This is a genomic window from Agrococcus versicolor (assembly GCF_039531815.1).
GTDB lineage: Bacteria > Actinomycetota > Actinomycetes > Actinomycetales > Microbacteriaceae > Agrococcus > Agrococcus versicolor.
In genome coordinates this window covers 35,444-54,878 of record NZ_BAAAQT010000006.1, presented here as the reverse complement: position 1 = coordinate 54,878, position 19,435 = coordinate 35,444, and the positions used below count along the sequence as shown (strand labels likewise).

The window sequence follows — 19,435 nt, the reverse complement described above, 5'->3', positions numbered from 1 at the left end:
GGGTGGGTCAGTCCTCGCTGCGCAGCACGAGCACGCCGCGCGCGGGCACGACGCGGTCGTGCGAGCCGTCGGAGGCGACGTGCACGGCGCCGAGGGCGTCGTCGTCGAGGGCGATGGGCTCGGCGCCGCGGTTCACGAGGAAGCGCCACGCGCCGGCCTCGCCACGCTCGACGAGCTCGACGCGGCCGCGCAGCGACGCCGGCAGCGTGCTCGCGACGCCGGCGGCCTCGAGGACGTCGGCGAGCAGGCGTGCGCGCAGCTCGATGCCGGGGATGGTCGCGACGTAGGCGGCGACGCCGCTGCCGTCGGCGCCGCGGCGCAGCGTGGCGGCGGGTCCGCCCGCGGCCGGGCCGTCGTCGAAGGTCGCGAGCACCTCGGTGCCCTCGGCGAGCTCGACGCGCTCGCTCCAGAGGGTCGCCGTCGCGCCGTCGACGTGGATCGTGTCGAGGCCGAGCACGGGCAGCAGCTCGTCGACGCGCACGCCGAGCAGGTGACGCAGGCGTCCGGGGTAGCCGCCGAGCTCGGTGTGCAGGCGCTCGTCGGCGATGCCGGCGTACGCGGTGACGAGCACGGATCCGCCGGCGGCGACGTGCGCGTCGAGCCGGGCGCGCACGGCATCGGTGACGATGTGCAGCATCGGCACGATGACGAGCCCACCGGCGGGGAGCGTCGCGCTCGTCGGCACGACGTCGGCGCGGACGCCAGCGTCGAGGAGCGCGGTGTACCAGTCGAGCGCCTCCTGCTTGTAGCGCAGCAGCGACGAGGGCTGCGAGTCGAGGTCGACGGCCCACCACGACTCCCAGTCGAAGAGGATCGCGACGTCGGCAGCGTGGCGCGGGGAGCCCGCGACGTCGGCGAGCTCGTCGAGCACGGCGCCGAGGCCGACGACCTCGCGGAAGATGCGCGAGTCGGAGCCGGCGTGCGGCACCATCGCGGAGTGGTGGCGCTCGGCGCCGCCGCGCGACTGGCGCCACTGGAAGTACGCGATGGCGTCGGCGCCGTGCGCGAGGTGCGCGAGCGCGTCGCGGGCGAGCTCGCCCGCGGGCTTCGCGACGTTGACGTGCTGCCAGTTCACCGCCGACGGCGAGTGCTCCATGAGGTACCAGGGCGCGCCGCCCGCGACGCCGCTCGTGAGGTTCGCCGAGAAGCTCAGCTCGTCGAGGTCCTGCGGGCCGGGGTGCCGGTAGTGGTCGTTCGAGACGAAGTCGACCTCGGCGGCCCAGTCGGCGTAGTCCATCGCCTTGGTCTCGCCCATGATCATGAAGTTCGTCGTGATCGGCATGTCCGGCGTGATGGCGCGCAGCACCTCGCGCTCGGCGACGAGGTACTCCTTGAGGGCGTCGGACGAGAAGCGGGAGAAGTCGAGCTGCTGCGTCGGGTTCGCGAACGACGTCGTGGCGCGCGGGGGCAGCACCTCGGCGAAGTCGGCGTAGCGCTGCGACCAGAAGGTCGTCGACCATGCGTCGTTGAGCGTCGCGACGTCGCCGTAGCGGTCGGCGAGCCAGACGCGGAACGCGTCGGCGGCCTCGTCGGAGTAGTCGTGCACGTTGTGGCAGCCGAGCTCGTTGCTGACGTGCCACGCGGCGAGCGCCGGGTGGGTGCCGTAGCGCTCTGCCATGCGCGTCACGAGCCCGAGGGCGAGCTCGCGGAAGATGCGGGAGGTGGGGCGCCAGTGCTGGCGCGCGCCGGGCGAGAGCACGACGCCGCGCTCGTCGACCGGCAGCACCTCGGGGTGGAGGCGCGTGAGCCACGGCGGCGGGGACGCCGTCGCGGTCGCGAGGTCGACGGCGATGCCGGCCTCGTGCAGGAGGTCCATGATCTCGTCGAGCCAGCCGAAGTCGAACCGGTCGGGCTCGGGCTGCAGCATGGCCCAGGAGAAGACCCCCACGGTCACGATGCTGACCCCGGCCTCGCGCATGAGCGCGACGTCCTCGGGCCAGACCTCGCGGTCCCACTGCTCGGGGTTGTAGTCGGCGCCGTAGCCGATGCGGGCGCGGCCGTCCGGCCAGCGCACCCAGCGCTGCACGTGGGTCATGGGGGTCCTTCCGAGGGGTCGAGGGGGCGGACGAGGTGGCTCGGGGGCGGGCGCTGCGACAGCCGCCCGCCCCCGAGCCGCACGGGTCACTCGATCGTGAAGCCCTGCTCCTCGCCGTACGCGTCGATCTGCTCCTGCCATGCGGCGAGCCCGTCGACGATCGTCGTGTCGCCGACGTACGCCTGGCCGACGGTGTCGTTGAAGATCGAGTTCGCGTAGACCTGGTACGGCAGGTAGCTCCAGCCGTCGACGACGTTCGCGGACGAGTCGGCGAAGACCTGGTTGGCCTGCTGGCCGCCGAAGTACTCGAACTCGACGTCGAGGAACTCCTGCGACTCGAGGTCGGCGGTCGTCGCGGGGAAGGCGCCGGCGTCGAGGCGGATCTGCACGCCGTCGCCCGTCGTGGCGTACTCGAGGAAGTCGTACGCCAGCGCGGCCTGCTCGCTGTCGGCGGTCACCGCGAGCGACGAGCCACCGTTCTCGGCCGAGGCTGCGCCACCGGCCTCCCACTGCGGCATGGGTGCGACGCGCCAGTCGCCTGCGGCGTCCGGAGCACCCGTCTCGAGGTTGGCCGGCATCCATGCGCCGGTCGTGATCGACGCGATCGTGCCGTCGTTCATGCCCGCGAACCACTCGTCCGACCAGCTCGTGACGGGGGCGAAGAGCTCCTCGTCGATGAGCGGCTGCCAGATCTCGGCGTAGCGGGCGGCGTCGCCCTCGAGGTCGACCGCGACGGTCGTGCCGTCGACGGCGAAGGGCTCGGCGCCCGACTGCCACATGAGGCTCGTGGCGAGGCCGGCGTCGCCGGTGTCGTTCGTGATCGAGACGGACGGGTCGGCGGCGCGCAGGTCGCGGGCGGCCTGCACGTACTCCTCCCACGTGGTGGGCACGGCGACGCCGAGGCGCTCGAAGACGGCCTCGTTGTAGAACATGGCCATGGGGCCGGAGTCCATCGGCATGCCGACGATGGCGTCGCCCTGCGAGACGGCGTTCCACGGGCCCGGGGCGAAGGTGCCGTCGAGGTCGGCGGCACCCAGGTCGGAGATGTCGGCGAGCGACTCGGCGATCGCGAACTGCGGCACGGCGAAGTACTCGATCTGCGCGACGTCGGGCACGCCGCTGCCCGCCTGGATGGCGTTCTGCAGCGCGGTGTACTGGTCGTTGCCGGTGCCGGCGTTGACGAGCTCGATGTCGACGCCCTCGTTCTCGGCCTCGTAGGCCTCGACGACGGCCTCGAGCGTGGGCTCCCATGCCCAGATGGTGAGCTCGCCGCCTGCCTCGGCAGCGGCGTCGGGGTCCTCGGCTCCTCCTGCGGAGCAGCCTGCGAGCGCGATCAGGCTCGCGCCGGCGATGGCTCCTGCTCGCAGTGCGGTGCGGTGGTGGTGCTTCATGGCATGCCCTCGTCTCTCCATCGGGGTGGGCGCCGATCGATGCTGCGATCGGGTGTCTGGGGTGCTCATTCCTTGACGCTCCCGGCTGCGAGCCCCGACTGCCAGAAGCGCTGCAGCAGCAGGAACAGGGCGATGAGCGGGATGATCGCCAGGAGCGAGCCGGTGATGACGAGATCGAAGATCGCGTCGCCGCCTGCGGTGGTGGCCTGGTTGTTCCAGGAGTTCAGCCCGATGGTCAGCGGGTACCAGTCGGGGTTCCTGAGCATGATGAGCGGCAGGAAGTAGTTGTTCCACGTCGCGACGGTCGTGAAGAGCAGCACCGTGACGATGCCGGGACCGAGCAGCGGCATGCAGACCGAGGCGAAGATGCGCAGCTCGCTCGCACCGTCGACGCGCGCGGCCTCGATGAGCTCGTCCGGGATCGACTCGCTCGCGAACACCCACATGAGGTAGAGGCCGAAGGGCGAGATGAGCGACGGCAGGATCACCGCCAACGGGGTGTCGGTGATGCCGATCCGCGCGAACATGAGGAACGTCGGCACCGCGAGCGCCGTGCCCGGGATGGCGACGGCGCCGAGCACGACGGCGATGGCCGCCGAGCGGCCGCGGAAGCGGAACTTCGCGATCGCGTAGCCGCCGAGCGTCGCGAGGAGCGTCGCACCGCCCGCACCGACGACGACGTAGAGCAGGGTGTTGAGCAGCCAGCGGCCGAAGATGCCGTCGCCGTAGGCGAGCACGCGGCCGATGTTGTCGAAGAGCGCGAACTCGCCGCCGAACCAGAGCCCGAAGGTCGAGAACAGGTCGGCCTGCGTCTTCGTGGCGTTGATGAGGAGCCACACGAGCGGCAGCAGCGTGTAGACGACCGCGACGCCCATGAGGATCGTCAGCGGCACGCTGCGGCGGCGGTGTCGCATGCCCGCGGGGCGGCGGCGACGGGCGCGCTCGGACGTGGGCCGCAGCGACGACGGCCGACGACCGGTGACGCCGGGGACGATGACGGGTGCGCTCATCGCTGCTCCCTCCGCATCCCGCGCAGCTGCACGAGGTAGGCGATGACGGCGGTCAGGATGCCCATGAGGATGGCGACCGCGGCGGCGAGCCCCTGCTGCTGGCCCGAGAAGGACAGCTCGTACGCCCAGAGGTTGGGCGTGAAGTAGCTCGTGATGGCGTTGGGGGCGAGGTTGCGCAGGATGCTCGGCTCGTTGAAGAGCTGGAAGCTGCCGATGATGGAGAAGATCGTCGCGATGACGAGCGCGCCGCGGATGGCGGGCAGCTTGATGGCGGTGACGACGCGCAGCTCGCCGGCGCCGTCGATCTCGGCGGCCTCGTAGAGCGAGGCGGGCACCGTGCGCAGGGCGGCGAAGAAGATGAGCATGTTGTAGCCGACGAACTGCCACGTGACGATGTTGCCGATGGCGGCGAGCACCGTGTCGGGCGCGAGCGGCGAGGAGACGGAGGTGCCGAGCAGCTCGTTGAACCCGCGCACGAGGCCGAAGCGGTCGCCGTACATGAAGCCCCACATGAGCGTCGCGACGACGGCGGGCACGGCGTAGGGCAGGAAGATCGACAGGCGCACGAAGGCGGCGCCGTGGACGCGGCCGGAGTCGATCGCGAGTGCGACGAGCAGCGACAGGAAGAGCATGATCGGCACCTGCACGAGCAGGAAGAGCGCGACGTTGCCGACGCCCGACCAGAAGCGGGGGTCGCTCAGGATGCTGCCGAAGTTCTCGAGGCCGACGAACTGCACGCCGCCGACGAGACGGTCGGCGAAGAGGCTCAGGAAGAGCGCGTACGCGATCGGCGCGAGGAACACGAGCGCGAAGACGATGGCGAAGGGTGCGAGGAAGCCGAGCCCCGCCAGGCGCGGGGCGCCTGCGCGTCGGGCGCGCGTCGTGCTCGTCATCGAACCTCCTCGACCCGCTGCGTCGCGGCGTCGTCCGTCTCGCGCGATGATCGAGCGAGGGTCTCGCGGCGTCTCCGCTGCGATGGCGCTAACCTATCAGAAGATAACGGAAACGCACAATAGCGAAGAGAAGTGAACACGCGGGCCGCGAAGGAGCACCCACCATGATGACGCCCATCGACCACGAGGACGCCGTCCTGCACCTGCGCGCCGGCGGCACGAGCGTCGTGCTCGACGTCGCTGCCGGTCGCCTGCCCGCCATCGTCCACTGGGGCCAGGACCTCGGCGACCCCTCCCCCGCGCTCCTCGCGGACCTCGCGGTCGCCGCCCGTCCGCAGCGCATCTCCGGCGGACTCGACCGGCCGGGCAGGCTCACGCTCGTGCCCCAGGAGTCCGACGGCTGGCTCGCGACCCCGGGGCTCGCGGGCCATCGCGCCGGACGCGGCTTCACGACGGCGCTCTCGACCACCGGGATCGACGCCGACGCCTCGAGCGCGACGGTGCACGCCGCCGACGAGCGCGGCGGGCTCGCGGCCGAGATCCGCCTCGAGGTCACCGCCTCCGGCGTGCTGCGCTCGCGCATCCGGCTGACGAACGCCGGCGACGACGACTACACGCTCGACGACCTGCACGTCACGCTGCCGCTGCCCGACGACGCCGACGAGATCCTCGACACCACGGGCCATCACCTGCGCGAGCGCGCCCCGCAGCGGCGCCCCCTCACGATCGGGTCGCACGTGCGCGAGAGCCGTCGCGGCCGCCCCGGCGCCGACTCGACGCTGCTGCTCGCGGTCGGCACGCCGGGCTTCGGCTTCGAGCGCGGGCTCGTCCACGCGGTCTCGCTCGCGTGGAGCGGCAACCATCGCATGCTCGCCGAGCGCACGGTCACGGGCGAGTCGCTGCTCGCCGCGGGCGAGCTGCTGCTGCCCGGCGAGGTCGTGCTCGCATCGGGCGAGACGTACGAGACGCCGTGGGTCGTGGCGAGCTGGGGCGACGGCCTCACGATGCTCTCCGGCCGCATCCACGACGACCTGCGCGCCCGCCCGCACCACCCGCGTCGCCCGCGACCCGTGACGCTCAACACGTGGGAGGCGGTCTACTTCGACCACGACCTCGAGCGGCTCACGGCGCTCGCCGACCGCGCCGCCGCCGTGGGCGTCGAGCGCTTCGTGCTCGACGACGGCTGGTTCCTCGGACGCCGCGACGACACGGCGGGCCTCGGCGACTGGCTCGTCGACCCGATCGTGTGGCCGCGCGGCCTCGGCCCGCTCGTCGACCACGTGCGCGGCCTCGGCATGGAGTTCGGACTCTGGGTCGAGCCCGAGATGGTCAACCCCGACAGCGACCTCGCGCGCGAGCACCCCGAGTGGCTGCTGCGCGGCCGCGACGACCTCCCCGTGTCCGCCAGGCAGCAGCAGGTGCTCGACCTCGCGAACCCCGACGCGTGGACCCATCTGCGCGACCGCCTCGACGCGCTGCTGACCGACCACGACATCGCGTACCTCAAGTGGGATCACAACCGCGACCTGCTCGAGGCGGGCGACGGGCCCGGCGGGCGTGCACGCGTCCACGACGGCGTCGTCGCGCTCTACGCGCTGCTCGACGACCTCCTCGCCCGCCACCCCGGGCTCGAGATCGAGTCGTGCGCCTCCGGCGGCGCGCGCGTCGACCTCGGGATCCTCGAGCGCACGCATCGCGTGTGGACGAGCGACACCCTCGACCCCGTCGAGCGGCTGCAGATCCAGCGCCACACGGGCCTCGTCGTGCCGCCCGAGCTGCTCGGCGCGCACCTCACGAGCCCCGTCGTCCACTCGACGGGCCGCACGGTCTCGCTCGAGCTGAGCGCGGGCGTCGCGCTGCTCGGGCACCTCGGCATCGAGTGGGACCTCACGGCGCTCGACGACGCCGGGCTCGAGCGCATCGCGTCGTGGGTCGCGCTCTGGCGACGGCACCGCGCCATGCTCGCGACGGGCCGCGTCGTGCACGCCGACCTCGCCGATGCGAGCGTCGACGTGCGGGGCGTCGTCGCCGCCGACGGCGCCGAGGCGCTCGTCACCATCACGCAGGTCGCGTCGAGCCGATCGCATCCGGGCGCGCGGGTGCGCATCCCCGGCCTCGACGCCGATCGCGCCTACCGCGTCACGACCCTGAGCCCCGACGACGCGGCGACGCCCGGGCAGTCGCCGCTGCAGTGGGCGAGCGGCGTGACGCTCACCGGTGCGACGCTCGGCGTCGTCGGCCTGCGTGCGCCCGCGCTCCTGCCGCAGCAGCTCGCGCTGCTGCACCTCGAGGCGACGACCTGAGGCGGCCGCGGCCCGTCAGCGCTCGGCGGGCTGCGCCGCGCGCGAGATCTCGAGCATGTCCTCGCGCGGCACGACCTTGATGCGGGCGCGACCGTGCGGCTCGCCGAGCGACATCTCGTGGGCGTCGAGGCGGATCCAGCCGTCGATGTCCGTCCAGTCGACGCCGCGCTCGGCCAGCAGCGCCGGGATGGCCTCGGGGCTCGCGTCCTCGGGCGACCACCACGACAGCTCGTCGGCGAGCAGGTGCTCGACCGTCTCCTTCGCGTCGGACTTCGTGTGGCCGATGAGGCCGACGGGACCGCGCTTGATCCAGCCCGTCGCGTAGACGCCGGGCAGCGGGCGCATGCCGTCGAGGACGCGGCCCGCCTCGTTCGGGATGACGCCGCGCAGCTCGTCGAACGGCACGCCCTGCAGCGGCGACGAGAAGTAGCCGACCGCGCGGTACACGGCCTCGACCGGCACGTCGCGCAGCTCGCCCGTGCCCTCGATGCCGCCCTCGCCGTCCGGACGCGTGCGCTCGATGCGCAGGGCCGTCACGCCGTCGTCGCCGACGATCTCGACCGGACGCGACCAGAAGTGCAGGTGGAGGCGACGCGACGCCGCACCCGTCTCGCGCTTCCGCCACTGGTCGAGCACGCGCGAGATGACGAGGATCTGCTTGTTGGCCTTCCGCGCCTCCTCGTCGGGATCGACGCCGAAGTCCTCGTCGTGCAGCACCATGTCGACGTCGCGCAGCTCGCCGAGCTCGCGCAGCTCGAGCGGCGTGAACTTCACGTCGAGCGGGCCGCGGCGACCGAACACGTGCACGTCGGTCACGGGCGAGGACTCGAGGCCCTCGTGCACGTTCGCCGGCACCTCGGTCGGCAGGAGGTCCTCGGGATGCTTCGCGAGCATGCGCGCGACGTCGAGGGCGACGTTGCCGACGCCGAGCACCGCGATGCGCTCGGCCTCGAGCGGCCACGTGCGCGGCACGTCGGGGTGGCCGTCGAACCACGACACGAAGTCGGCCGCGCCGTACGAGCCCGGCAGGTCGATGCCGGGCACGTCGAGCGGCGCGTCCTTGATCGCCCCGGTCGCGAAGATCACCGCGTGGTAGTGGCGGCGCAGGTCGTCGAGGGTGATGTCCTCGCCGAAGCGCACGTTGCCGAACAGTCGCACGACGCCCGACTCGAGCACCTCGCGCAGCGCCGAGATGATGCCCTTGATGCGCGGATGGTCGGGGGCGACGCCGTAGCGCACGAGGCCGTACGGCGCGGGCAGTCGCTCGAACAGGTCGATCGAGACCTCGCCGCCCGCCTCCGCGACCGATCGCTTCAGGATGTCCGCGGCGTAGATGCCGGCGGGGCCTGCGCCGACGACGGCGACTCTGAGTGCAACGGGCACGATGATGGTCCTCTCCTGCGGCGCGGGCACGCGCCTACCTGGTGCGGGTGACGAGCGAGGCGGCGAACGCGTCGAGCGCATCGCGGGCCGCGCCGGCCGGCAGCGCCGTGAGCGCCTCGTGCGCACCGGCGCGCCAGCGCTCGGCCTCGGCGAGCGTGTCGAGCGTCGCCGGGTGCTCGCGCAGCCTGCGCACGGCATCCGGGAAGTCGTCGCCCTTGCGGTCGATGTCGGCGAGCAGCGACGCCGCGTCGGCGTCGGTCACGGCGGCGGCGCGCAGGCGCAGCAGCGGCAGCGTCATGACGCCCGTGCGCAGGTCGGTGCCGGCGACCTTGCCGGTCTCCGGGGACGACGACAGGTCGAGCACGTCGTCGACGAGCTGGAACGCGACGCCGATGCGCTCGCCGTAGTCGCGCAGCGGCTGACGGTACGACGGGTCGGCGTTCGCCATGAGCGCGCCGAGCTCGGCGGCGGACGCGATGAGCGAGCCCGTCTTGTCGGCGAGCACGCGGATGTAGTGCTCGACGGGGTCGCCGTCGCGCGCGCCGAGCGTCTCGTGCAGCTGCCCGAGGCACATGCGCTCGAACGTGTGCGCGTGGATCGTCGCGAACTCGGAGCCGAGGCTCGCGCCCACGGCACCCGCACGCGCGAACAGCAGGTCGCCCGCGAGGATCGCGACGGAGTTGCCCCACACCTCGTGCGCGGCGGGCACGCCGCGACGCATCGACGCCCGGTCCATGACGTCGTCGTGATACAGGCTCGCGAGGTGCGTGATCTCGACGACCTCGGCCGCCGCGACGACGTCGTCGGTGATGCCGTCGCCGAGCTGCGCCGCGAGCATCACGAGCATCGGTCGCGTGCGCTTGCCGCCGGCGTCCTTGAGGTAGCGCGTCATCGACGCCGCGACGGGGTCGGTGAGGGCGACGTCGCGCTCGAGCGCGAGCTCGACGCGGCGCAGGCCGTCCTCGAGGGCGTCGACGAGGTCGCGCTGCTCCCCGGCGGCCTCGTCGAGCGTGATCCCGAGCGAGGCGGCGAGGCCGCTCACGCCCCCGTCTCCTCGGCAGCGGGGCGCTCGATCGTCGCCATGCGCATCGTCTGCTCCGTCGGCTTGCGGCCGCGATGCAGTGCGACCGCGCCCATCGTGAGGTTGCGGTGGGCGACGCGCGTGAAGCCGGCGCCGCGGATCCATCGCGAGAGGGTCTCCTGGTCCGGCCACGCCTCGATCGACTCGACGAGGTAGCGGTAGGAGTCGGGGTTCGAGGATGCGAGGCGGCCGACGACGGGCACGGTGCGCAGGAAGGCGGCGTGGCCGACGCGGGCGATGCCGAGGGGCGGCTTCGACGCCTCGCACACGAGGAGGCGACCGCCGGGCTTCAGGACGCGGAAGAACTCGGCGAGCGCGGCCTTCGGGTCCTGCACGTTGCGGAAGCCGAACGAGATGGTGACGGCGTCGAACGTGTCGGCGTCGAACGGGAGGTCCTGCGCGTCGCCGTGCACGAACTCGAGCTCGGGGTAGCGCCGCCGGCCCTCGTCGATCATGCCCTGGCTGAAGTCGAGCGCCGTGACGAGCGCGCCGGCCTTCGCCATCGGCACCGACGAGGTGCCCGTGCCCGCCGCGACGTCGAGGATCCGCTCGCCCGGCTGCGGCGCGACGGCGCGCGTCATCTGCAGACGCCACAGCCGATCGTTCCCGAGCGTGAAGAGCCCGTTCATGCGGTCGTAGCGCTTGGCGGTCGCGTCGAACATGCCCGCGACCTCGCTCGGGTCCTTGCCCAGGTCCGCTGCCCCCACGCGCCCCATCCTACGGGGGTCCGCATCCTCCCGTCGGGCCGAGCCCGCATCCGGCCTCGGCGAGCGTAGGCTGGCGTGCGTGCGGACCCAGCGACGACTGCGCGTCGTGACGACGCGCGCCGCCCACGGTCGACTCATCGCCCACTCGGACGCAGGCGCGCCGCTCGCCTTCGTGCGATCGGGCGACGGGCTCGTCGGCGTGGGAGAGGCAGTGCGCATCACGGTGTCCGGAGCGACCCGCCTCGCGGATGCCGCCGCCGCGTGGGACGAGCTCGTGGCCGCCGCCGACGTCACCGACGAGGTCGACGCGCACGGCTCGGGCCTCGTCGCGTTCGGCACGTTCGCGTTCGCCGACGACTCCGCGGCCTCGAGCGTGCTCATCGTGCCGCGCATCGTGCACGGCCGCCGCGGCGACGACGCGTGGACGACGCGCATCGCCGTCGACGACGAGCCGCTGCCCGAGGTGCTGCCGCAGCGCGCGATCGACGACGTCCGCGTGACGCTCTCCCCCGGTGCCATCGGCCCCGAGCGCTACCTCGCGATCGTCGCGGAGGCCGTCGCCGGGATCCGGGCGGGCGAGCTCGAGAAGGTCGTGCTCGCCCGCGACCTCGTCGGCACGCTGCCCGCGGGCGCGGACCAGCGCAGCGCGCTGCTCGGGCTGCGCCGTCGCTACCCCGACGCGATCACCTACGCCGTCGACGGCCTCCTGGGCGCGAGCCCCGAGATGCTCGTCGCCGCGCGCGACGGTCGCTGCTTCACGCGCGTGCTCGCCGGCACGGCGGCGCGCGGTGCGACGCCCGAGCTCGACGGCGAGGCCGCGGAGGCGCTCGCCGTGCACCCGAAGGACGTCGGCGAGCACCGTCTCGCCGCCGAGTCGGCGCTCGAGTCGCTGCGCCCCATCTCGCACGACCTCGCCACGAGCGGCCCGTACCCGCTGCGCCTGCCGAACCTGTGGCACCTCGCGACCGACATCACGGGCACGCTCGACGGCACGGTGCTCGACGCCCTCGCGGCGCTGCACCCCACGGCGGCCGTCGCGGGCACGCCGCGTGCGACGGCGCTCGAGCGCCTCGCCGCGCTCGAGGGCATCGATCGCGGACGCTACGCCGGACCGGTCGGCTGGCTCGACGCCGACGGCGGAGGCGAGTGGGCGATCGCGCTGCGCGGCGCGCAGGTCGCGGCCGACGGATCCATCCGCGCCTTCGCGGGGGCGGGCATCGTCGCCGAGTCGGTGCCGGAGGACGAGCTGGCCGAGACCGCGATCAAGCTGCGCCCGATCGTCGACGCCTTCGGCGACCCGCTGCCGCCGCGCCCCGTCCTCGAGTAGTCGCGGGCGCTCGCCGCCGCATCCACGCCCCAGCGACCCGCCGACGACGCATCGCAGCCGACGCCCCGCTCAGGCGTGATCCCGGCGGCCGCCTAGCCGACGGCCGCTCAGCCGGCGGCGGCCAGGCGGTCGGCGCAGCCGGGCGCGACGACGCGGACCGTGGACGCCGGATTCGAGGCCAGGAGGTGCGCCGGACGGATCGGGCGCCGGACGAGGTCGCCCCCGCAGTTGGGACACGCGAACGCGAAGGACTCGGTGCACGACGGGCACCAGGTGCACTCGAACGTGCAGAGGTACGCCTCGGCGTCGGGCGGCAGGTCGCGGTCGCAGCACTCGCAGCCGGGTCGCAGCTCGAGCATCAGAGGGCGGACGTCGTCCCGGACGTCGCGGCCACGCGCTTGCCGCCCTTCGCCGTGCCGGCCTTCGCCTTGGCGCCCTTCACCTTCGCGCCCTTCGCCTTGGCGCCCTTCACCTTCGCGCCCTTCGCCTTGGCGCCCTTCACCTTGGCGCCCTTCACCTTCGCGGCCTTCGCCTTGCCGGCCTTCGCCTTCGCGCCCTTCGCCTTCGCGCCCTTCGCCGTGCCGCCCTTCGCCTTCGCGGCCTTCGCAGGCTCGTCCCCGGCGCCCTCCGCCTTCGTCCGCTCGCCCGTGCCGGCCTTCGCCGTCGCGAGCTCGCCGACGCCGACCACGTCGTCCGCCCGCGCGACCGCACCGTCGCCCACGTCCGCACCGTGGCCGGCGTCCGTGCCGTCGCCCGCACCGTCGCGAGCACCCGCGCCGTCCGCATCCGCCGCATCCGCGCGCGCCTCGAGCGACGCCGCGAGCACCTCCGCATCGATGCCGCCGAGCGCCACGAGGCGCTCGCGCTCGGCATCGACGTCGTAGTCGGCGGCCGGCCACTGGGGGTCGATGCGCTCGAGCGCGTCGATCAGCAGCTCCTGCACCGCGAGCCGCGCGTACCACTTGCGATCGGCGGGGACGACGTGCCACGGGGCCGCGGCGCGGGCCGTCCGGTCGATCGCGATCGCGTAGGCGCGCTGGTAGTCGTCCCACAGCATGCGCTCGTCGACGTCGCCCGGGTTGTACTTCCAGTGCTTGTCGGGGCGGTCGAGGCGTTCGAGCAGGCGCTCGCCCTGCTCCTCGTACGAGATGTGCGGCATGACCTTCACGAGATGGATGCCCGCGTCGGCGATGCGACGCTCGAACTCGACGATGCGCCCGTAGCGCTCCTCGATGACCTCGGGCCTCGACAGCCCTCGCACGCGGTGGATGAGCACGTCCTCGTAGTGCGAGCGGTCGAACACGCCGATCTGGCCCGGTCCGGGCAGCGCGCGCTCGATGCGCCACAGGAAGTCGTGGCGCCGCTCGGCGCGCGTGGGCGCCTTGAACGACGTGATGCGCACGCCCTGCGGGTCGACCTCGCCGACGACGTGGCGCACGAGCCCGCCCTTGCCCGCGGTGTCCATGCCCTGCAGCAGCAGCAGCACGCTGCGACCGTCGCCGGCCGACGACGCCGCGAAGAGCCGCTCCTGCAGCTGCGCGAGGTGCTCGGCGCGCTCGGCGAGCAGCGCCTTGCCGGCGGCCTTGTCGCCGTCGAACCCCGGCGTGGAGCGCGGGTCGATCTGCGCGAGGCGGACGCCGCGGCGGACGTGGCGGACTGCTGCGGCGATGTCGCTCATGGCGTGAGCCTAGTCAGCGGGCTCCGGGTCGACCTCGGCGTCGTCGGCCTCGTCGTCGGCGAGCCGCACCTCGATGAGGCACGTCGCGGCACCGGTGAGCGCCCGCTCGAGGCCCGCGCGGTCCTGCACGAGCACGTGCTGCCAGCCGTACGCCGCAGCGAGCGCGCCGAGGTCGACGGACTGCGGCGTGCGCTGCACGCGCGCGAAGTCGTCGGGCTCGGCGGTGGCTGCGACCTCGAGGTCGTCGAAGATCGTGCCGCCGCCGTCGTTGCCGACGACGAGCTGCAGTCGCGGCCGCGGCTCGTCGGACGGCACGTGGAGCCCACCCGCGTCGTGCAGGAGCGTGAGGTCGCCCATGAGGGCGCGCGTCACGCCGCGTCCGCCTGCGCGGTCGTGCGCGAGGGCGACGCCGATCGCCGTCGACACGGTGCCGTCGATGCCCGCGAGCCCGCGATTCGCGTGCACGGTGACGGGCTTGCCGCCCACGACGCGGTCGAGCACGCGGATGAGCCGCGATGCGCCGAGCACGAGCCGGTCGTGCGGCCAGGTGTGCTCCCACACGGCCTTCGCGAGCATCGCGCGCGTCACGGGTCGCCTCGCGTCCTCGAGCACGGCGCGCGCATACCGCTCGCGGGAGAGTCCGGCGCCGGGGATGGACGCCGTCGTCGCGTCGAGGATGGCCCGCGAGGCGTGCACCCAACGGCCGACCCACGCGCGCGCCCAGTCGCCGGGCTCGCCGTCGGCGACGAGGTCGCCGGCGACGACGGTGCCGCGCACGTTCTCGAGCCCGCGACGGCCGGCGACGACCACCTCGACGTCGGTGCGACGCACGAGGCCCGTCACGAGGCGCGTGAGCGTGGGATGCCCGACCACGACGACGCGCCGCACCTCGGCGACGAGGTCGGTGGTGAGCACGTCGGGCACGACGAGGTTCGGCCCGAAGCGCGCGTTCGACGACGGCTCTGCGACGAGCGGCGCGCCGAGGGCGATGGCGAGCGCCGAGGCGTCGGCGCCCGCGTCGGCACCCGCGACGACGACCGTGCCGGGCTCGGGAGCGATGGGATGCGTGGGCCGCGGGACGGGGACGACGGCGTCGACGTGCGCGTGCGGATGCGCCGCCCCGCCCGAGAGCGGATCGCGCAGCGCCACGTTCAGCTGCACCGGGCCGGGCTCGCGCAACCCGTGCGCGCCGAGCGCCTCCTCGACGGCGCGCACGGCGTCCGCCTCCGGCTGCGCGTGCTCGTCGGCGATCGCCTCGACGACGACGCGGGCCGCGTGGGCGTAGATGCCGGGCTGCGTCGTCGTCTGGTTCGAGCGGATGCCCTGCAGCTCGGGCGGCCGGTCGGCCGTGATGGCGATGATCGGCACGTCGGCGTGGTGCGCCTCGAGCATGGCGGGGTGCAGCTCGGCGACGGCCGTGCCGCTCGTCACGACGATCGCGACGGGCGCGCAGGTCTCGCGTGCGAGGCCGACGGCGAGGAAGCCCGCCGAGCGCTCGTCGATGCGCACGTGCAGCGTGAGCGCGCCCTCGCGAGCGAGCCTCGCCGCCGCGAGCGCGAGCGCCTGCGAACGCGAGCCCGGGCACACGACGACGTCGCGCACGCCGGCATCGGCGAGGGCTGCGACGAGACGATCGGCGTAGACGGCCGCGCCGTCAGCCACGGCGCGTGTCGTCGTCGTCCGGAGACGGGCGCGGCTGGTCGGCCGGCGGCTCGTCGGCGACCGGCGGCTCGTCGCTCGCGCCGGGCTCCTCGGGCACGACGTCGACCTCGCCGGTGCGCGCGCGGTCGGCCTCGGCCTCCGAGTCGAGGGCGGCGAGCTGCTGCTCGAGCTCCTGGATGCGGCGGTCCGACTCGTCCGCGCTCACCCACGTGCCCATCTGCGTGCGGAACGCCGGCGAGTCCTCGGGCCCGGCAGGCGGTGCCGCCGACCGCGGGGCCTTGCCCCACAGCAGCCAGCCCAGCGGGCCCACGACGGGCACGAGGACGATGAGCACGGCCCAGAGGACGCGATTGAGCCTGCGGATGCGGCGATCGTCGGTGATCGTGAGGTCGACGATCGCGTACACCGCCATCGCGACGGCCAGGATGCCGCCGATGATGAGGTAGCGCGCCATGCGGCACACCCTACGCGTCGCGCCTATGCGCTGCGCCCCGTTCCGCCGCCCGCGTACGCTGGGCACGTGCGCGCCATCGTCTCCTACGCCCTCCTGCGTGCGGCGCTGTTCGTCGCCCCGTTCGCGATCCTCGTCGCCGCGCAGGTCGAGTGGTACGTCGCGCTCGTCATCGCGCTGCTGTTCGCCTTCGCCGCGAGCGCGGTCTTCCTGCGCCGCTTCAAGCTCGCGGCGGTCGCCGAGATCGCGCGGATGCGCGGCGAGCGCGGCGAGGTCGACGACGAGGACGCCGAGGACGCGGCGGTCGACCGCGACCGCGACCGCCGCTCGGTCGCCGACGAGGAGGCGGAGGACGCCGCGGTCGACGGCACCGTCGCGACGACGACGACCGACCCCGACCTCGTCGCGGACGACGACGTCGACGCGTCCGCTCGTGCAACCGACGCGCGCGACGACCGCACCGACCGCTGAGCGGCGCGCTCGGCGTCAGCCGAGCATGAAGCCCGTGATGCCGCCCCACAGCGCGACGGCCGTGCCGAGGCCGAACAGCAGCGTCGTGAGCGCCGTGAGCCCGAGCGCCGTGACGTAGTCGCGGGTCGTGCGGCCCATCGCGACGATGACGACGGCCGGCACGGCGGCCGCGAGCGTCAGCAGCACGAACGGCCCGTAGGCGAGGGCGAGCGCGTAGATCGCGAGGATGCCGAACGGCACGAGCATGAGGATGCCGTAGAGCACCTTCGCCGCGACGCGCCCGATGAGGGTCGGCACGCTGCGCTTGCCCGAGGCGCGGTCGGAGTCGATGTCGCGGATGTTGTTGACGAGCATGGTCGCGGCAGCGAAGCAGCCCATCGCGGCGCTGAGCACGAGCGAGTCCTCGGTCCATCGCCCGAGCGTCGCGAACACCGTGCCGTTGACGGCGATGAGCCCGAAGACGACGAAGACGACGACCTCGCCGAGCCCGTAGTAGCCGTAGGGGTGCTTCCCGCCGGTGTAGAACCAGGCGAGCGCGACGCACACGGCGCCGACGACGAGCAGCCACCACTGCTGCGACACGATCGCGAGCGCGACGCCCGCCGCGGCGCCGAGGCCGAGCAGCACGAGCGCGACGGTGCGCACGGTCCGCGGCTCGACGGCGGTCGCCGTCGTGATGCGTCGCGGGCCCTGGCGGTCGCGGTCGGTGCCGCGGATGCCGTCGGAGTAGTCGTTCGCGACGTTGACGCCCATCTGCAGCAGCACGGCGACGGCGAGGCACAGCAGCGAGATGCCGAGGTGGTAGCCGGCGGCGGCGTACGCGGCGCCCGTGCCGACGGCGACGGGTGCGATCGACATCGGCAAGGTGCGGGGGCGCGTCGCGCCGATCCAGTCGCCGAGCGTCGGCGGACGCTTGCCCGGCCGCACCGTCGACCCGCGCCTGGCGGGGTTGCCCGAGCGCTCGCGCACGCTCGCGTCCTGCTTGCGGCCGCCCTGGGCCTGCCTCGTCTTCGCCACGCGTCGAGCGTACCCGCGACGCCTCGGCGTCCTCCCCGAGCCGCGCGCGGCCTCTCAGCGCGGGCGCGGAGCGCTCGGCGTCGAGCGACCCCACAGCGATCGCCGCTGCCGCATGCGGCTCGCGACGAGCCGCGCGAGGCGCTTGCGATCGGGCTTGCCGGTGTGGGTCGTGGGGATGACCGAGACGGTGACGACGTGGTTGGGGCGCGCGTACTTGCCGAGCGCGTGCTGCACCGCCTGCCGCATCTCGGCGAGGTCGGGCCGCAGCGTCGTGACGACGACGGGCACCTCGCCCCACTCGGCGTCGGGTCCGGCGACGACCACGGCGTCGGGCGCGAAGACCTGCACGACGTGCTCGACCGCGGCGAGCGACACGTTGACGCCGCCCGAGACGATGACGTCGTCGATGCGCCCCGAGACCTGCAGCTGGCCGCCGATGAGCGAGCCCGCGTCGCCCGTGCGGAACCAGCGCGTGCCGCTCGCGTCCTCGACGAATCGGCGCGCGGTGAGCTCGGGATCCGTGTAGCCGTCGGCGAGATGCGGGCCGGAGATCTCGATCTGGTCCGTCAGCCGCACCTTCGTGCGCCCGAGCGGCCTGCCGTCCCACACGCATCCGCCGCACGTCTCGGTCATGCCGTAGGTGCGCGTGACCTTCCAGCCGAGGCGCGCGGCGCGCTCGATGAGGCCGATGGGCGCGCGCTGGCCGCCGAGGAGGATGCGATCGAGCCTGCGGATGGGCGCGATGAACGAGCGGTCGAGCTGCGCGGCGTCGACGAGGCGGGCGAGCTGCGTGGGCACGAGCGAGGTGTAGCGACGCTCGTGCTCGAGCGACTCGACGGCCGTGACGAACGCCTCGGCCGTGAAGGAGCCCTCGGTGCGCACGAGCTCGGCGCCCGACGCGGCGTTGCGCCACACCACGTTGCGGCCGGCGACGAACGTCTCGGGCAGCGACAGCACCCACTGGCCCGCGCCGCCGAGCGCCTCGTTCGCGGCCTCAGTCGACGCGGCGATCGCCTCGTCCGAGAGCACGACCTGCTTCGGCACCCCGGAGGTGCCGCTCGTCGCGACGATCTCGGTCATGGTCGCGCTCGCATCAGAACGCCCACGGGAAGGGCGACCAGTCGGCGTCGCGCTTCTCGAGGAAGGAGTCGCGACCCTCGACGGCCTCGTCGGTGCCGTAGGCGAGGCGCGTCGCCTCGCCCGCGAAGAGCTGCTGCCCGACGAGGCCGTCGTCGACGGCGTTGAAGGCGTACTTGAGCATGCGGATGGCCGTGGGGCTCTTGCCGAGGATCTCGCGCGCCCACTCGATCGCCGTCGACTCGAGCTCGGCGTGCGGCACGGACGCGTTGATCGCGCCTGCGGCGAGCGCCCGGTCGGCCGAGTACTCGCGAGCGAGGAAGAAGACCTCGCGCGCGAACTTCTGCCCCGTCTGCCGCGCCATGTACGCGCTGCCGTAACCGGCGTCGAACGAGCCGACGTCGGCGTCGGTCTGCTTGAAGCGCGCGTGCTCGGTGCTCGCGATCGTGAGGTCGCACACGACGTGCAGCGAGTGCCCGCCGCCCGCTGCCCAGCCGGGCACGACCGCGATGACGACCTTGGGCATGAAGCGGATGAGGCGCTGCACCTCGAGGATGTGCAGCCTGCCGGCACGCGCGGGGTCGATCGACGCGGCCGACTCGCCCTCGGCGTAGCGATAGCCGTCGCGGCCGCGGATGCGCTGGTCGCCGCCGGAGCAGAACGCCCAGCCGCCGTCCTTCGCGCTCGGGCCGTTGCCCGTGAGCAGCACGACGCCGACGCGCGAGTCGAGCCTCGCCGCCTCGAGCGCGCGGTACAGCTCGTCGACCGTCGCCGGCCGGAAGGCGTTCCGCACCTCGGGCCGGTCGAAGGCGATGCGGGCGATGCGGCCGTCGTGCGAGCGGTGCGACGTGATGTCGGCGAAGCCCTCGGACTCGGGCGAGACCACCCATGCGCTCGGGTCGAACAGCTCGGAGACGGTCACGGGTCCAGCCTACTTCGAGGCTCCGAC

16 protein-coding genes and 1 pseudogene are annotated in these 19,435 nt (G+C 73.6%); 3 read left to right on the top strand and 14 right to left on the bottom strand.

The annotated features are described in order from the left end of the window. Positions 1 to 7: 7 nt before the first annotated feature. The 4 genes from ABD249_RS08600 to ABD249_RS08585 all read right to left on the bottom strand — a co-directional run bounded on the left by ABD249_RS08600 (position 8) and on the right by ABD249_RS08585 (position 5,329). Positions 8 to 2,035, bottom strand: coding sequence for a beta-galactosidase (locus tag ABD249_RS08600; protein WP_344342656.1), 2,028 nt, complete (start codon positions 2,033 to 2,035; stop codon positions 8 to 10). Between the two features lie 86 nt (positions 2,036 to 2,121). Beyond that, the gene (locus ABD249_RS08595) at positions 2,122 to 3,426 is read right to left on the bottom strand and encodes an ABC transporter substrate-binding protein (RefSeq protein WP_344342654.1); all 1,305 of its coding nucleotides are present in this window, start codon (positions 3,424 to 3,426) and stop codon (positions 2,122 to 2,124) included. 65 nt (positions 3,427 to 3,491) lie between these two features. Further along, a complete protein-coding gene (locus ABD249_RS08590; protein WP_425546307.1) occupies positions 3,492 to 4,436 on the bottom strand; it encodes a carbohydrate ABC transporter permease in 945 nt (314 codons plus the stop codon). Beyond that, entirely contained in the window at positions 4,433 to 5,329 is an 897-nt protein-coding gene (locus ABD249_RS08585; protein WP_344342652.1) for a carbohydrate ABC transporter permease, read from the bottom strand. The genes ABD249_RS08590 and ABD249_RS08585 overlap by 4 nt, the downstream gene beginning before the upstream one ends. Positions 5,330 to 5,493: 164 nt before the next feature. Between ABD249_RS08585 and ABD249_RS08580 the strand changes: the two genes are divergently transcribed. Further along, positions 5,494 to 7,632, top strand: a complete 2,139-nt coding sequence (locus tag ABD249_RS08580; RefSeq protein WP_344342650.1) for an alpha-galactosidase — start codon at positions 5,494 to 5,496, stop codon at positions 7,630 to 7,632. A 15-nt stretch (positions 7,633 to 7,647) separates the two neighbouring features. Here ABD249_RS08580 and ABD249_RS08575 read toward each other — a convergent pair whose 3' ends face one another. Genes ABD249_RS08575 through ABD249_RS08565 form a run of 3 tightly spaced genes read right to left on the bottom strand, consistent with a single transcriptional unit; the run spans position 7,648 to position 10,812 of the window. Next, a complete protein-coding gene (locus ABD249_RS08575) occupies positions 7,648 to 9,015 on the bottom strand; it encodes an FAD-dependent oxidoreductase (protein ID WP_344342648.1) in 1,368 nt (455 codons plus the stop codon). A 34-nt stretch (positions 9,016 to 9,049) separates the two neighbouring features. Further along, on the bottom strand, positions 9,050 to 10,057 hold the full coding sequence (locus ABD249_RS08570; RefSeq protein ID WP_344342647.1) for a polyprenyl synthetase family protein: 1,008 nt from the start codon (positions 10,055 to 10,057) through the stop codon (positions 9,050 to 9,052). Then, positions 10,054 to 10,812 carry a class I SAM-dependent methyltransferase gene (locus tag ABD249_RS08565; RefSeq protein ID WP_425546306.1) on the bottom strand — a complete coding sequence of 253 codons (759 nt, stop codon included), beginning with the start codon at positions 10,810 to 10,812 and terminating at the stop codon, positions 10,054 to 10,056. Before ABD249_RS08565 ends, ABD249_RS08570 begins: the two co-directional genes overlap by 4 nt. A gap of 70 nt (positions 10,813 to 10,882) precedes the next feature. Between ABD249_RS08565 and ABD249_RS08560 the strand changes: the two genes are divergently transcribed. Further along, entirely contained in the window at positions 10,883 to 12,130 is a 1,248-nt protein-coding gene (locus ABD249_RS08560) for an isochorismate synthase (RefSeq protein WP_344342644.1), read from the top strand. Positions 12,131 to 12,237: 107 nt separating this feature from the next. On the opposite strand, the gene ABD249_RS08555 is transcribed toward ABD249_RS08560, so the two are convergent. The 4 genes and pseudogenes from ABD249_RS08555 to ABD249_RS08540 form a co-directional block, all read right to left on the bottom strand. Continuing rightward, positions 12,238 to 12,489, bottom strand: a complete 252-nt coding sequence (locus ABD249_RS08555) for a DUF1272 domain-containing protein (RefSeq protein ID WP_344342643.1) — start codon at positions 12,487 to 12,489, stop codon at positions 12,238 to 12,240. 488 nt (positions 12,490 to 12,977) lie between these two features. Continuing rightward, positions 12,978 to 13,808 (bottom strand): annotated as a pseudogene (locus tag ABD249_RS08550) (PPK2 family polyphosphate kinase); the annotation flags it as partial. 9 nt (positions 13,809 to 13,817) lie between these two features. Next, complete coding sequence (gene menD / locus ABD249_RS08545; RefSeq protein WP_344342642.1) at positions 13,818 to 15,470, bottom strand: 2-succinyl-5-enolpyruvyl-6-hydroxy-3-cyclohexene-1-carboxylic-acid synthase; 1,653 nt, start codon at positions 15,468 to 15,470, stop codon at positions 13,818 to 13,820. Beyond that, positions 15,463 to 15,924 carry a PLD nuclease N-terminal domain-containing protein gene (locus tag ABD249_RS08540; protein WP_344342640.1) on the bottom strand — a complete coding sequence of 154 codons (462 nt, stop codon included), beginning with the start codon at positions 15,922 to 15,924 and terminating at the stop codon, positions 15,463 to 15,465. The genes menD and ABD249_RS08540 overlap by 8 nt, the downstream gene beginning before the upstream one ends. 66 nt (positions 15,925 to 15,990) lie before the next feature. Between ABD249_RS08540 and ABD249_RS08535 the strand changes: the two genes are divergently transcribed. After that, positions 15,991 to 16,392 carry a DUF4229 domain-containing protein gene (locus ABD249_RS08535; protein WP_344342639.1) on the top strand — a complete coding sequence of 134 codons (402 nt, stop codon included), beginning with the start codon at positions 15,991 to 15,993 and terminating at the stop codon, positions 16,390 to 16,392. A gap of 15 nt (positions 16,393 to 16,407) precedes the next feature. Here the strand turns inward: ABD249_RS08535 and ABD249_RS08530 are convergent, their stop codons facing one another. Genes ABD249_RS08530 through ABD249_RS08520 form a run of 3 tightly spaced genes read right to left on the bottom strand, consistent with a single transcriptional unit; the run spans position 16,408 to position 19,408 of the window. Continuing rightward, a complete protein-coding gene (locus ABD249_RS08530) occupies positions 16,408 to 17,409 on the bottom strand; it encodes a 1,4-dihydroxy-2-naphthoate polyprenyltransferase (protein WP_344342637.1) in 1,002 nt (333 codons plus the stop codon). Positions 17,410 to 17,463: 54 nt separating this feature from the next. After that, positions 17,464 to 18,489 (bottom strand): AMP-binding protein, encoded by a 1,026-nt coding sequence (locus tag ABD249_RS08525; protein ID WP_344342636.1) that lies wholly within the window; start codon positions 18,487 to 18,489, stop codon positions 17,464 to 17,466. Between the two features lie 13 nt (positions 18,490 to 18,502). Then, positions 18,503 to 19,408 (bottom strand): 1,4-dihydroxy-2-naphthoyl-CoA synthase, encoded by a 906-nt coding sequence (locus ABD249_RS08520; RefSeq protein WP_344342634.1) that lies wholly within the window; start codon positions 19,406 to 19,408, stop codon positions 18,503 to 18,505. Positions 19,409 to 19,435: the final 27 nt, after the last annotated feature.

Excerpts from the sequence above, each read along its gene's own strand:
- ABD249_RS08600 (WP_344342656.1), bottom strand. The coding sequence starts at position 2,035 with ATGACCCACGTGCAGCGCTGGGTGCGCTGGCCGGACGGCCGCGCCCGC.
- ABD249_RS08595 (WP_344342654.1), bottom strand. The coding sequence starts at position 3,426 with ATGAAGCACCACCACCGCACCGCACTGCGAGCAGGAGCCATCGCCGGC.
- ABD249_RS08590 (WP_425546307.1), bottom strand. The coding sequence starts at position 4,436 with ATGAGCGCACCCGTCATCGTCCCCGGCGTCACCGGTCGTCGGCCGTCG.
- ABD249_RS08585 (WP_344342652.1), bottom strand. The coding sequence starts at position 5,329 with ATGACGAGCACGACGCGCGCCCGACGCGCAGGCGCCCCGCGCCTGGCG.
- ABD249_RS08580 (WP_344342650.1), top strand. The coding sequence starts at position 5,494 with ATGATGACGCCCATCGACCACGAGGACGCCGTCCTGCACCTGCGCGCC.
- ABD249_RS08565 (WP_425546306.1), bottom strand. The coding sequence starts at position 10,812 with ATGGGGCGCGTGGGGGCAGCGGACCTGGGCAAGGACCCGAGCGAGGTC.
- ABD249_RS08555 (WP_344342643.1), bottom strand. The coding sequence starts at position 12,489 with ATGCTCGAGCTGCGACCCGGCTGCGAGTGCTGCGACCGCGACCTGCCG.
- ABD249_RS08540 (WP_344342640.1), bottom strand. The coding sequence starts at position 15,924 with ATGGCGCGCTACCTCATCATCGGCGGCATCCTGGCCGTCGCGATGGCG.
- ABD249_RS08525 (WP_344342636.1), bottom strand. The coding sequence starts at position 18,489 with ATGACCGAGATCGTCGCGACGAGCGGCACCTCCGGGGTGCCGAAGCAG.